Source organism: Pseudomonas saxonica (assembly GCF_007858365.1).
GTDB classification, from domain to species: domain Bacteria; phylum Pseudomonadota; class Gammaproteobacteria; order Pseudomonadales; family Pseudomonadaceae; genus Aquipseudomonas; species Aquipseudomonas saxonica.
Map to the genome: position 1 here is coordinate 216654 of NZ_VFIO01000006.1, position 13599 is coordinate 230252.

The 13599-nt window shown below is 55.7% G+C and carries 8 protein-coding genes; 2 read left to right on the forward strand and 6 right to left on the reverse strand.

Going from position 1 to position 13599, the window contains the following annotated elements:
- Nucleotides 1–128: 128 nt before the first annotated feature.
- The 6 genes from FJD38_RS16385 to leuC form a co-directional block, all read right to left on the reverse strand.
- The gene (locus FJD38_RS16385) at nucleotides 129–4799 is read right to left on the reverse strand and encodes a dermonecrotic toxin domain-containing protein (protein ID WP_146386303.1); all 4671 of its coding nucleotides are present in this window, start codon (nucleotides 4797–4799) and stop codon (nucleotides 129–131) included.
- Nucleotides 4800–4991: 192 nt separating this feature from the next.
- Complete coding sequence (gene asd, locus FJD38_RS16390) at nucleotides 4992–6104, reverse strand: aspartate-semialdehyde dehydrogenase (RefSeq protein WP_122782329.1); 1113 nt, start codon at nucleotides 6102–6104, stop codon at nucleotides 4992–4994.
- A gap of 68 nt (nucleotides 6105–6172) precedes the next feature.
- Nucleotides 6173–7255, reverse strand: coding sequence for a 3-isopropylmalate dehydrogenase (gene leuB, locus FJD38_RS16395; protein ID WP_122782328.1), 1083 nt, complete (start codon nucleotides 7253–7255; stop codon nucleotides 6173–6175).
- A gap of 58 nt (nucleotides 7256–7313) precedes the next feature.
- Nucleotides 7314–8081: a class I SAM-dependent methyltransferase gene (locus FJD38_RS16400; protein WP_122782327.1), complete on the reverse strand. Its 768-nt coding sequence runs from the start codon at nucleotides 8079–8081 to the stop codon at nucleotides 7314–7316.
- Nucleotides 8082–8241: 160 nt separating this feature from the next.
- Nucleotides 8242–8886: a 3-isopropylmalate dehydratase small subunit gene (leuD, locus tag FJD38_RS16405; RefSeq protein ID WP_122782326.1), complete on the reverse strand. Its 645-nt coding sequence runs from the start codon at nucleotides 8884–8886 to the stop codon at nucleotides 8242–8244.
- Nucleotides 8887–8896: 10 nt separating this feature from the next.
- Entirely contained in the window at nucleotides 8897–10315 is a 1419-nt protein-coding gene (gene leuC / locus FJD38_RS16410; RefSeq protein ID WP_122782325.1) for a 3-isopropylmalate dehydratase large subunit, read from the reverse strand.
- A 133-nt stretch (nucleotides 10316–10448) separates the two neighbouring features.
- Here leuC and FJD38_RS16415 point away from each other — a divergent pair, with 133 nt between their 5' ends.
- Nucleotides 10449–11342, forward strand: coding sequence for a LysR family transcriptional regulator (locus FJD38_RS16415; RefSeq protein ID WP_122782324.1), 894 nt, complete (start codon nucleotides 10449–10451; stop codon nucleotides 11340–11342).
- Between the two features lie 37 nt (nucleotides 11343–11379).
- Nucleotides 11380–13500 (forward strand): putative bifunctional diguanylate cyclase/phosphodiesterase, encoded by a 2121-nt coding sequence (locus FJD38_RS16420; protein ID WP_244302745.1) that lies wholly within the window; start codon nucleotides 11380–11382, stop codon nucleotides 13498–13500.
- The last annotated feature ends 99 nt before the right edge of the window (nucleotides 13501–13599 follow it).

The following is a 13599-nucleotide window of genomic DNA, read 5'->3' on the forward strand; positions in this document are numbered from 1 at the left end:
GGATCTGCCTCAGGCGAAACGTGGGGAGGCGCACTTTAACTGCCTGGGGTGAGTCAGGCAATTAAAGCAAGGTGCGAGGTTGACGCTATAAGCCTTTCAACTGATGTTCAGCCCAAAGCCGTGGCGCATCAGTGACGATCAAGCGGCAGGAACCAGCGTTGCGCCAGCTCTTTTCCAATCACGCCATGGTGAACGTTGACGGCTGCTTGAGGGCTTTGCGTTTTCTTGAGCAACGAATAATAGCTTTCTCTGCGCTGGGATTTGAGTTTCAAGTGAGCCATGCCGTAGTTTTCTTTCGGTGTATCGGCTGCAGCGTAGTGAAAGTGGGCGTACCAGAGCGGGGAGCCTTTCTTGTCATTGATCGCGTATTCCTGAATGAAATCCTGACGCTCACCCGCCAGCTTTATACGATCACCCAGGCAGGCTATCTGCACACGGTCTTGATCGAGCAGATAGCTAAGGTTGCCGTGAGTCGGCGGCAACTCAAGACTTAACTGGGTACGCAGCTCTTTACCTTTGTCTGTCAACCGCGCGGCGCCACTGCGCAGGTTGTCCGCAAGAACAAGATCGGTTTGTACAATCGCGTCCAGGGGCTGTGCGTCAATGGCCTTGCTGAGATCTGCTGCCAACTGAGTCAGGCGATCAGCCTCGTGTTGAAGAACCTCTTCAACCTCCTGCGGGTATCTGGAAATCTTTTTATATTCATCAGCCTTGCGCAGATGCTTGTCGAGATCGGCATAACGTTTGCGCGCTTCACCTTTGAGAAGGTCGAGGGGCCGTGTAGCGACAGGTGCCAGAGGCGCAGCATCTTTTATCTCGTCCCAAACCTCACCGTGTTTTGAATAAGTACCGAGTAGTTGATCGTTGTCCTCAGATCGGACTTCGACTACTTCAATCGGCCACTCCCCCCCCGCCGGAATTACCTTGCCAATCAACTGGCCGCTGTTGCGAGTTTTAATAATTCTTTTTTGAACATGCGCCACAGGCGCCCGCTTGGGTTTGACCGGCAATTCAAAGCCCTTTGCCCCTGGTTTTATTTCAGCCGCCATTTTCTTTGTGACGTCTTGGTAAAGACCATCCAGCAGCGTGATGATTTTATTGAACGATGTGCTATCCAATTCATCTGCGCTGATAATCCCCAAGCCTCGCAAGGCATCCAGCGATTGAGCGTAGGACTCCACCAGACTACTCAAGACTTCAAGGCTTTCACCGCTGCTGAAATCAAAGGTGCTTAGCTCTGCATGAGTACTGATCAGCTTTCTAACAGGCTGCACGAGAGACTCCAGGCTCTTCACCAGCGCCTGATTGCTGTGCCACTCCTTTACGCTGGGTTTTATCAGCCAATTTAAGTACGAGTTTTTAATGGGGACATCAAAGAAGTCGACGTTAGCCTTCTCAAGGCTGGCTTTTTCGAGAGAACTTTCATACCTCGATATGCCCGCCTGATCCAGGCGATCCAGATAGCGTGTTCTGAGTTCAAGCGTAGCAATCATCTTTTCATAGATATCTATGTAATATTTCATGACTTGATCAAAGCGGAGATGCCCCTGCTCGGCGCCCACATCAACGGCTCTGAAAGGAACCCCTTTCAAGTCGTAGTCATAAATAGCCAAGAGATGATTGCACTCCGTCGCCAAGGCTAGTATCCGGCCATCAATATCGTACTTCTTCACATCCGGGAACAAACTTTTAAACTCGTCGAGGTTCTTCAGCAGAAGGAGGTATGAATCGATCAACTCTTGAGTGGCGCTCTCTGCTTTGCGGCGATAAACGCTACGTTGCTGCTCGGAAAAACGCGGATCTCTTTCGGCGCGCTCCATCACCGATATCGACACCTGGAACAGTGCATTCATCTTGGGCGTCTGCTCGTTGAGCTTTACCCACTGAGCAAGCATCTCCTCTCTTCGCGCGTCTTGTTTCTTGCGCAAAGCCTCCACTCGAGAATTGGGCATACCACCCGACAAACGCAGACGCAGATCAAGTGACCACTGGCCGTCCCCATCAGATTTCAAATAAGGGCCAACATTTTTGCTGTCCGCGGGGTCCACAATCATGACGCCTTCCGGCTCCACACTGACCTGATACAACGCGCCCTCAACCAAGGCATGCCACTTGTTGTTAATCACGTACAGCCCTTTACGCGGCACATCCGCACTCGGATTGAGGCGTATCGGTTCAGGCAGCGGAGTGGGCGCTTTTACCTCAAAACGGGCCAACCTATTGCTTTGACTTGGCGTCAAACGATTACGGGCGCTGGCAAAGCTGAAATCCAGGGGCGTGCTGTCCAGATCCGGCATTTCACCATGCAAGGCAACGGCGCCCATGGTGAGTTTAGGAGCGGGTTGTTCGGGCCACCGGTCAGCGATACGCAACGGCGCTCGCGGCCTCACGACTTGATCCCTGACACCATTGGCCAACGGTGGACGCGCAAGAATCGGCGGTCTCGGCGGGAATAGCACCATGGTCAGGTTGAGCAGCAGATCGACCAATCCGAGTTCGCGAGTGATCGGGTCTTCACTGTTGAGTGCCGGAATGTCCTTTATGGCAGCCAGCAACATGACAGACAGCCCTACTGTGAGCAGAGTGGGCACGCTCAAAAAAGGTAGCAGTACGAGGTTGAATATCAGGTTGGTTTGTTCAAGCAATACACCCCAGCGACTCTCGGTGTTGGATACGGAGCTTCTTTGGGCCTGACTCACCAGCGCACTTGCATTGCTGATATACAGAAATTGCATCAACTTGCCGTTATGCAAATATTGCGACAACTCGTCACTGACGCCATCAGTGGACAGCGTGGCAGGTCGAGGCAATTCAATGGGAGCGAAATCGCTGCCCTGTCCAAAGCGTACGTAATGGGGCTCCTGAAAACCGCCATTGTCGTAAATCGGGCGGGCGACATTGCTCAACCAGACCAGCACACTGGTTTGCAGCTCTCCCGGCCGGGCAATAGCCTCCAACAGTGCGGCGCGAGTCGGGAACTCATGCAGCGATTGAGGGTAGAACGGCCGATATAGCACGTGCGGGCCGACTGTCATGTCAGCGGGTTCAATGATGAACATATTGTTGACCACATCCGGGGCTGCGCCAGACCTGCGCACCAGTGCCAGATGCCGAATGACCACCGGCGCACTTTCGACTTGACGGTCGACAGCATTGCTCTGCATCAAGGCCGCGACGTAGCGTGCGCCGCGTGGGGTGAGGCCGTTTTCTTTCTTGAGACTGAGCTCCAGCGCCTGCAAGGGCAAATACGCACTGATTTGATCCGCAAACAGTTGTTCACGCTTGTGTGCATCGCCCGTTGCGCCCAACAGTAAACTCTGGAGCCTCTCTGGATATACCTTGCCGATGTCCGCTCGCTCAATCAGGCCGTTGCGGCTGATGATGTAGCTGGGCGTCAGCCAAACAGGCAATGCCAACCCGTGTAAATGCTTCAGGCTCAGCACCCCCTGCGGCCGCCCCACCAGGTTTTTCAGGGCAAGATCGGTCAGGCTCATGGTCACCTCTTCGGTGACAGGGATTGCATTGGGAAAGCCCGCCGCAGAAAAAAATGTCAACTCTATATGGTCAGGGTTAAACGCTTCGACAGAAACATGACGGGATGAATCAGGTTCCAGACGCATCTGGTCAAGCTGCAATTGCTGCGTCAAGACATCGATGGCAAATGAGCGAATATCTGCAATACCGCTAAGGAAGGTACGGCCCTGGCTGGTTTTCTTGGCGCGCGCCAAGGCCAGGCTGTATTGACGGTACTGGGCCTGATCGGCAGCAGACGCGTGTTTCAACCAGTCAGGTAACTGTGCTTTAAGAGTACCCACCGCAGGCTCATCTGGCGCAGGGCCTGTGAGCATGTACTGCGCCGGGTCACTGAGGGTAAGGCATACCGTCTGCAGCGTCTCGACACCCACGCGTGAAGGCAATTTCAGAGCTCCGAGGCTCTCCAGTTGCCTGCCCAGGATGATCGCGGCTTGCACGTCGAAAACATTGCCCTCGAGCTCGTAGCGCTTGATACGGATTTCATCACTCAAATAGGCTGTGCCTATGCGCTGCCCGCCATATTTGATGACCGCGTCGACAGTGGGAAAAGATCTGATTGTGCCATTGGGCCGACACAAAAGAATCAGGTTGTCACGTACCAGCACGAGGGATGAAGTCAGCCGGGTACTGCTGAGTTGCGCACCAATAAGTGTCGACTCAAGGCAATAAACCTGTGCGCATTGTTCACCGTAGCGGCTTATTCGCGCTTCTCGATCAGGGCACAGAATCACCTGGTTCACTGTTTCGCGAGCCAAGTCACTCAGATCGTCTTGGCGAATCAAACCCATGCTCATGGTGTCCTTGAGCACATCGCTGAACCAGCGCCAGCGGCTGACACCCGTATCTGCCTGGCCAGACCAATATTCAGCCAGCGCATTTTGATAGCCGACGGGCACCGTCCAGGTCAATTCCCTTACCAGGGTGTCAATGACCTTCATATCAAGCAGATCAGGCTCCAGCCAATTGGGGGCGTCATCACAGAGATAGTAGGACTGACCATTGACCTGCTCTAAATTCAATACATTGCCGTTGGCCAGGTAGTCCATGACCCGTTCCAGGAACGGCTGCAATTCCCAGCCCCCGCCCACCCGGGGCATGGCCAGTCGGGTGCGCACCAAGTCAATCTTCAGGGTGGGGTATTTTTGGGATAATGCCGCAGCCAGCATCTGCCGGGTGACACGCTCCAAGGTCGGGCGATCGGCAAACTGTGCCCTGACTGCATTGATCGTTATAGCGAATGGGTTTGGTGGAGTGGGCGTTGACATACAAAGTCCTCGTAAAATGGTGATCAATCGTGGGGTTGATCACGCATTTACCCTCGGACACTGCAAGGCAAGGTGTTAGATGGATATATCAGTCATGTCGCGCTTGAGATAGAACGTGTAGCGATGCCCGGGCACGCACAAAAAAACCGTGTTTCTTTGCAGAAAACACGGTTTTTGTAGTGCATCAGCGAATCAACGCTCCAGCAGAATCCGCAGCATGCGACGCAACGGCTCAGCCGCGCCCCACAACAGCTGGTCGCCCACGGTGAAGGCACCGAGGAACTGCGAACCCATGTTCAGCTTGCGCAGACGGCCAACCGGTACATTGAGGGTGCCCGTCACTTTTGTCGGGCTCAGCTCTTGCATGCTGATGTCACGATGGTTTGGCACCAGCTTGACCCAAGGGTTGTGCTGGCTGATCAGGCCTTCGATGTCAGCGATTGGCACATCTTTGTTCAACTTGATGGTCAGCGCCTGGCTGTGGCAGCGCATCGCACCGATACGCACGCAGATACCGTCCACCGGAACCGGGTTTTTGAAGCGACCCAGAATCTTGTTGGTTTCGGCTTGAGCTTTCCATTCTTCACGGCTTTGACCGTTTGGCAGCTCTTTGTCGATCCACGGGATCAAGCTGCCGGCCAATGGCACGCCAAAGTTTTCAGTCGGATAAGCGTCGCTGCGCATGGCGTCAGCCACACGACGGTCGATGTCGAGGATCGCGCTGGCCGGATCAGCCAGTTGATCGGCAACCGCGGCGTGAGTTGCGCCCATTTGCTTGATCAGTTCACGCATGTTCTGCGCGCCGGCGCCCGAGGCCGCCTGATACGTCATCGCGCTCATCCACTCCACCAGACCGGCTTCAAACAGACCGCCAAGGCCCATTAGCATCAGGCTGACGGTGCAGTTACCGCCGATATAGTTCTTGGTGCCCGCATCCAGTTGATGGTCAATAACCTTGCGGTTGACCGGGTCCAGAATGATGACCGCGTCATCCTGCATGCGCAGGCTCGATGCTGCATCAATCCAATAACCTTGCCAGCCTGCCTCACGCAGCTTGGGGAACACCTCATTGGTGTAGTCGCCGCCTTGGCAAGTCAGGATCACATCGAGGGTTTTTAACTCTTCAATGTTGTAAGCATCCTTCAGCGGGGCAATATCTTTGCCCACGGACGGACCTTGTCCACCGACATTGGAGGTAGTGAAAAACACCGGCTCAATAAGATCGAAATCCTGCTCTTCCAGCATCCGCTGCATGAGCACGGAACCAACCATACCGCGCCAACCGACCAGACCTACACGTTTCATCGCAACTACACCTTTAACAAAAAGTGGGGTCGTTACTTCCACCTACAGGAAGTAACGGGCCCGAGAGATTACAGATTCTGTAGCGCCGCGACTACTGCGTCACCCATTTCCTGTGTTCCGACCTTGGTGCAACCCGTCGACCAGATATCGCCGGTACGCAGTCCCTGGTCCAGAACCAGGCTTACGGCCTTCTCGATGGCGTCAGCTGCAGCCTGCTGATTGAAGCTGTAACGCAGCATCATCGAGACCGACAAAATGGTTGCCAGCGGGTTGGCAATGCCTTGACCTGCGATGTCCGGCGCCGAACCGTGGCACGGTTCGTACATGCCTTTGTTGTGGGCATCCAGCGAGGCCGAAGGCAGCATGCCGATGGAGCCGGTCAGCATTGACGCTTCATCAGACAGGATGTCGCCGAACAGGTTGTCGGTCACGATCACGTCGAACTGCTTGGGTGCACGCACCAGTTGCATGGCAGCGTTGTCGACGTACATGTGGCTCAATTCAACGTCCGGGTAGTCCTTGGCCACTTGCTCGACCACTTCACGCCACAGTTGGCTGGAGGCCAATACGTTGGCTTTGTCGACCGAGCACAGTTTTTTACCACGTACACGGGCCATGTCAAAGCCGACACGGGCAATGCGGCGAATTTCGCTTTCGCTGTAAGGCAGCGTGTCGTAGGCCTGACGCTCGCCGTTTTCCAGCTCACGGGTGCCACGCGGCGCGCCGAAATAGATGCCACCGGTCAACTCGCGAACAATCAGAATATCCAGACCCGAGACGATTTCCGGCTTGAGGCTCGATGCGTCCGCCAGTTGCGGATACAGAATGGCCGGACGCAGGTTGCCGAACAGACCCAATTGCGCACGGATTTTCAGCAGACCCCGTTCAGGGCGAATATCACGTTCGATTGTGTCCCACTTGGGGCCACCTACTGCTCCCAGCAGCACCGCGTCAGCGGCACGAGCACGTTCCAGAGTCTCATCAGCGAGCGGCACGCCGTGCTTGTCGATAGCTGCACCGCCGATGACGTCATGGGTCATCTCGAAGTTCAGGTTGAACTTGTCGTTGGCCAGCGCCAGCACCTTGACCGCTTCGGCCATGATTTCCGGACCGATGCCATCGCCTGGGAGAATCAGAATCTGCTTGCTCATGGGTTCCTCTTTTAATGTCAGTGGATGCCCCCGCAGGCGCATCTTTTAATAGTCGGAGTTACTTCTCGGCCCACAGCACCAGCACATCAGTACTGAACGAACCATCGGCTTCAATTTCAAAATACGTGCGCACCTCAGTGCCCATTGACTGTTGCAACTGGCGAATGGCCGCGCTCATGACCAGCGGCGTACGCATACGCTCGATCCAGGAAGCGAACTCTAAACGCAAACGCTGACGCTGTGTGCTACGCACTTGCAAACCGGCCTCATTGATCTGGTGCAACCACTCACCGGCTGAATAATCACGCACATGACTGGTATCACGCAGCACTTCGACCGTTTGCAAATAGGTGTCGAACAACGGACTGCCAGGCGACATGACATCGATAAAGGCCGCCACCCCGCCCGGCTTGAGCACCCGCCGCACTTCGCGCAGCGCCAGGCCCAAATCGCTCCAATGGTGTGCCGAGTAACGGCTGAACACGTAGTCAAACTCACCATCGGCAAACGGCAAGCGTTCAGCCGCACCGCAGACGGTGCTGATGTTGGCCAGCCCCCGATCAATAGCCGCCGCGCTGACCACGTCGAGCATCTGTTGCGAGAGGTCGTAAGCCACCACCTCTTTTACCAGTGCTGCCACATGAAAACTGACATGACCTGCCCCGCATCCCAAATCCAGCACCCGCGCCTGCGACTTGCCGGCCAACTCGGCCTTTAGCAGGCCGAATTCAGTGCCTTGGGCGTGCACGGAGCTGCTCAAATAGGCCGAAGCCTGTTCGCCGAACTGTTTTTGTACAACCTGGCTGTGCGGGGCGGTGCTGGTCATGACAACTTCCTTTTGAGGTAACGCCAAATCTGTAGCAGTTGCCGAAGGCTACGTCCGGTTGCGAAGCAATCGCAAAGCCTGAAAAAACGTATTCTCTGACTTCACGACGACTGCGTCGCCGGACGCAGCCTGCGGCAGCTGCTACGAAGCTCTAATGCAGTTATGCGTCACGAAACAGCCACGGCTGGCTAGCGCGGTGCTTGCGTTCAAATGCAGCAATCGAATCAGCGTCCTGCAAGGTCAGCCCAATATCGTCGAGGCCGTTGAGCAGGCAATGCTTACGGAATGCATCGATTTCGAAACTCAGAACCTTGCCGTCAGGGCGGGTTACCGTCTGCGCCTCAAGGTCGATCGTGAGCTGGTAACCCGGCTCGGCTTCAACCTGAGCAAACAACACATCCACTTCGGCGTCGCTCAAAATGATCGGCAACAACCCGTTTTTGAAACTGTTGTTGAAGAAGATGTCGGCGTAGCTCGGCGCGATGATGCTGCGAAAGCCGTACTCTTCCAACGCCCACGGCGCGTGCTCACGGCTGGAGCCGCAACCGAAGTTTTCACGGGCCAGCAATACACTGGCGCCCTGATAACGCTCGGCATTGAGCACAAAGTCTTTGTTCAACGGGCGTTTGGAGTTGTCTTGATACGGTTGCCCGACATCCAGATAACGCCACTCGTCAAACAAATTGGGGCCGAAACCGGTGCGCTTGATCGACTTCAAGAACTGCTTGGGAATGATCTGGTCGGTGTCGACGTTGGCACGATCCAAAGGTGCGACAAGCCCGGTGTGCTGGGTAAAAGCTTTCATGTTGCGCTCCTTAGATCAATTCACGGACGTCGATGAAACGACCGTTAACAGCGGCGGCAGCGGCCATGGCCGGGCTCACCAAATGTGTACGACCACCGGCACCCTGACGGCCTTCGAAGTTGCGGTTGGAGGTCGATGCGCAATGCTCGCCCGACTCCAGGCGGTCCGGGTTCATCGCCAAACACATCGAGCAACCCGGCTCACGCCATTCAAAACCGGCTTCGATGAAAATCTTGTCAAGGCCTTCGGACTCAGCCTGAGCTTTCACCAGCCCGGAACCCGGCACCACGATCGCTTGCTTGATGGTGGACGCTACTTTGCGGCCTTTGGCAATCACAGCCGCCGCACGCAAGTCTTCAATCCGCGAGTTGGTGCACGAACCAATAAACACGCGATCGAGCTGGATATCGGTGATGGCCTGATTGGCGCTCAAACCCATGTACTTCAAGGCACGCTCAATAGAACCACGCTTGACCAGATCTGTTTCTTGCGCCGGGTCCGGCACGTTTTGATCAACGGCCAACACCATTTCAGGCGACGTGCCCCAGCTGACTTGTGGCTTGATCTGCGTAGCATCCAGCTCGACCACCGTGTCAAACGTCGCATCAGCGTCGGACACCAGGTCTTTCCACGCCTCTACTGCCAAATCCCACTCAGCCCCTTTGGGCGAGAAAGGACGGCCCTTGACGTAATCCACCGTCTTCTGGTCCGCAGCCACCAAGCCAACGCGGGCACCGGCTTCAATGGACATGTTGCAGATCGTCATGCGGCCTTCAACCGACAGGTCGCGAATCGCGCTGCCCGCGAACTCAATCGCATGACCATTGCCGCCAGCGGTGCCGATCTTGCCAATCACCGCCAGCACGATGTCTTTGGCAGTGACGCCAAACGGCAACTGGCCCTCTACCGAGACGAGCATATTTTTCATTTTTTGGGCGACCAGGCACTGCGTAGCCAGCACGTGCTCGACTTCGGAAGTGCCAATACCGTGGGCCAAGGCGCCGAAGGCACCATGGGTCGAGGTATGGGAGTCGCCACAGACGACGGTCATGCCGGGCAAGGTCGCGCCCTGTTCCGGGCCGATCACGTGAACGATGCCTTGACGCACATCATTCATCTTGAATTCAGTGATGCCATATTCATCACAGTTATCGTCCAGGGTCTGCACCTGCAAACGCGAAACCTGGTCGGCAATCGCTTCGATCCCGCCTTTACGCTCTGGCGTGGTCGGTACGTTATGATCCGGGGTGGCGATGTTGGCATCGATGCGCCATGGCTTGCGCTTGGCCAGACGCAGGCCTTCAAAGGCTTGCGGCGAGGTCACTTCATGGATGATGTGACGGTCGATGTAGATCAGCGCCGAGCCATCGTCGCGCTGCTTGACCAAATGCGAATCCCAGAGCTTGTCGTAGAGCGTTTTGCCGGCCATCAGACGGTTTCCTCATCAGCTACTTTTCTGTGCCAATAACCACTTGGCTTGTGAGGTCGATCCTATGAGGTTACAGTGAATAACTCAAATTCATAATTTTCATGCTTTGGATAACCAACAGGAATTCGAACAGATGGATCTCGCCAATCTCAATGCTTTTATTGCCATTGCTGAAACCGGAAGCTTTTCCGGGGCAGCCGAACGTCTGTTTCTGACTCAGCCCGCCATCAGCAAACGCATTGCCAGCATTGAGCAGCAACTCAAACTCCGCTTGTTCGACCGTTTGGGCCGTGAAGTCAGCTTGACTGAAGCAGGACGAGCGCTACTGCCGCGCGCCTATCAGATTCTCAATGTGCTGGATGACACCCGCAGGGCCCTGAACAACCTCAATGGTGAAGTCAGCGGCCGACTGACCCTGGCCACCAGTCATCACATTGGCCTGCACCGCCTGCCGCCATTGCTGCGCGAGTTCACGCGTCTTTATCCGAAAGTCGCGCTGGATATTCAGTTTCTCGATTCCGAAGTGGCCTACGAAGAAATCCTTCATGGCCGCGCAGAATTGGCCGTAATCACCTTGGCCCCGGAACCTCACTCGCTGATTCGCGCCGTATCGGTGTGGGATGATCCACTGGACTTTGTGGTCGCCCCCGAGCACTCTCTCACCCGTCAACCTGTGGTCAATATGGCTGACATTGCGCATCATCCAGCGGTGTTTCCGGGGGGCAATACTTTTACCCACCATATTGTGCAGCGTCTGTTTGAAGCACAGGGGCTGACACCGAACATCGCCATGAGTACCAACTATCTGGAAACTATCAAAATGATGGTGTCCATTGGTCTGGCCTGGAGTGTGCTGCCACGCACCATGCTGGACGAACAAGTCGCCTCGATCAGTTTGCCCGGCATTCAATTGACCCGACAACTGGGCTACATCGTACATACTGAAAGAACGCTGTCGAATGCCGCACACGCTTTCATGACATTGCTCGATGGTCAGGTCTCAACCCCTTGCAACGAGCCGTCCTGAATCCGACACCTGGTTTCGTGCTCAAGGATCGCAGTACATGGCAAACCCCACGGACGAAGAGCAACCGTTACGCACTCAGGCGCTATGCTGGAACGACGCAAGCTACCTGCTCGCAGCCCTGAATGCCGCACAATCTGGCACTTGGAGCTGGGATCTCGACAGCGGCGAGATCAGTTGGTCAGAAGGCGTCCACGCGTTGTTCGGCCTGGATGCAGGACAGCCATTGCCTGACAATCTCGATAATTTGGGCAGTCTTTCGTTCGAAGACTGGCCCAAGGCACAGCGCGCATTCCAGGAAGTGAGAAACGGAACTGCTCGGCAGAAATTCGTCCACCACCGAATCCGCTGGCCAGACGGCAGCCTGCACTGGCTGGAGGTGCGAGGGAGTTTCATCGACACCCAAGACGCCAGACCTCTCATGCTGGGCGTCATCCGTGAAGTCACGTTTCAACGTGAACGCTTGAGTGTTTCCGAAGACAAATTTGCCAAGGCCTTCCACTCCAGCCCTGACGCCATCACCATCAGCGAACTTGTGAGCGGTCGCTATCTGGAAGTCAATGAGGGGTTTAGTCGACTGACGGGTTATAGCTGCACTGAAGCCATTGGGCACAGCCCTTATGAGCTGGGTATTTGGGGTGACGGCTCAAAACGTCAGGCATTGATTGATGAACTCCACGACAAGGGCCGTATCACCCACCGAGAAATCGTGGGTCGCTCCAAAAGTGGTGACGTGCTCCACCTTGAAGTCTCCATCGAGCCGATCACCCTTAACGAAACGCCGTGCATATTGCTGACGGCCCGCGACATCAGTCAGCTAAAGCTTGCTCAGGCGCAAGTCAGGCACCTGGCCTACCACGACCCGCTCACCAATTTGCCCAATCGTGCCCTGCTGATGGACCGGCTGAGCCAGCAAACCTTGCTGCTCAACCGCCATGGACTGCGCGGCGCATTGCTGTTTCTTGACCTGGACCATTTCAAGCACATCAATGACTCTCTGGGCCATCCCGTGGGCGATTCGGTGTTGCGCATCATCACGGCCCGCCTTGAAACCAGCGTACGCAGTGAAGACACAGTGGCCCGCCTGGGCGGTGACGAGTTTGTCGTGGTGCTGACCGGCCTCAAAGGGACGCTGCAGGAGGTCACACACTCGGTACGCAATACGGCGGATGCGTTGCGCCAGTTGCTGGCCGAGCCCATGTTTCTGGACGGCCAGCGCCTGCAAGTCACGCCCAGCATTGGCATGGTTATCTTGCCTGAGCACGGCACACAGCCTGCCGACCTGCTCAAGCGTGCCGACATAGCCTTGTACCGGGCCAAGGACTGCGGTCGCAACACCGTCCAGCTCTTCGACTTCTCTATGCAAGCCGCCGCCACAGAGCGGATGCGCATCGAAAGCGATTTGCGCACTGCGTTGGCCCGCAACGAGTTCAGCCTGCACTTTCAACCACAAGTCGACGCCCGCGAAAACCGCATCGTCGGGGCCGAAGCGCTGTTGCGCTGGCAACACCCGCACCTGGGTGCACAAGCCCCGGCCGAGTTCATCAGCATCCTTGAAGACAGCGGATTGATCGTTGACGTCGGCACCTGGGCGCTCGAAGAAGCCTGTCGATCATTAAGCCTGTTACTTGATGAAGACTTGATTGACCCGAACAGCTTCAGATTATGCGTCAACATCAGCCCACGGCAGTTTCGCCAAAACGACTTCGTCGAGCGGGTCCAATCCAGTCTGAGCACTCACAGGCTGCCGGCTTCGATACTCAAACTTGAGATTACCGAAGGCATCGTCATTCAGAATCTGGAAGACACCATCGGCACGATGCGCCAACTGATGGCCTTGGGCGTGAGCTTTGCGATGGATGATTTTGGTACGGGCTATTCGTCGCTGACCCATCTGAAACGTCTGCCGGTGGACACGTTGAAGATTGATAAATCGTTCATCCACGACGCCATCAATGACCCAAACGATACCGAGATTATCCGTGCCATTGTTGCAATGGCACACAGCTTGAAGATCACCGTGGTCGCTGAAGGTGTGGAACAGAAGAGCCAGTTAGAGTTCTTGCAGAGCCTGGGCTGCCATCTTTACCAAGGCTATCTGCACAGCCGACCGGTGCCTTTGGCGCAGTTTCAGGCGATGCTCAAGGGCCCGAATGACTGACAAGCCCACCGTGGCTAAAGGCCAGGAAGCCCTCAAACGGACTAATCCCTTCGACCCGGCAGCATGAAATAATCCGCTTCACTTCAACCCATAACAAGA

Bases quoted from the DNA above. Each gene is read 5' to 3' on its own strand.
- FJD38_RS16385 (WP_146386303.1), bottom strand. From the start codon at position 4,799: ATGTCAACGCCCACTCCACCAAACCCATTCGCTATAACGATCAATGCA.
- asd (WP_122782329.1), bottom strand. From the start codon at position 6,104: ATGAAACGTGTAGGTCTGGTCGGTTGGCGCGGTATGGTTGGTTCCGTG.
- leuB (WP_122782328.1), bottom strand. From the start codon at position 7,255: ATGAGCAAGCAGATTCTGATTCTCCCAGGCGATGGCATCGGTCCGGAA.
- FJD38_RS16400 (WP_122782327.1), bottom strand. From the start codon at position 8,081: ATGACCAGCACCGCCCCGCACAGCCAGGTTGTACAAAAACAGTTCGGC.
- leuD (WP_122782326.1), bottom strand. From the start codon at position 8,886: ATGAAAGCTTTTACCCAGCACACCGGGCTTGTCGCACCTTTGGATCGT.
- leuC (WP_122782325.1), bottom strand. From the start codon at position 10,315: ATGGCCGGCAAAACGCTCTACGACAAGCTCTGGGATTCGCATTTGGTC.
- FJD38_RS16415 (WP_122782324.1), top strand. From the start codon at position 10,449: ATGGATCTCGCCAATCTCAATGCTTTTATTGCCATTGCTGAAACCGGA.
- FJD38_RS16420 (WP_244302745.1), top strand. From the start codon at position 11,380: ATGGCAAACCCCACGGACGAAGAGCAACCGTTACGCACTCAGGCGCTA.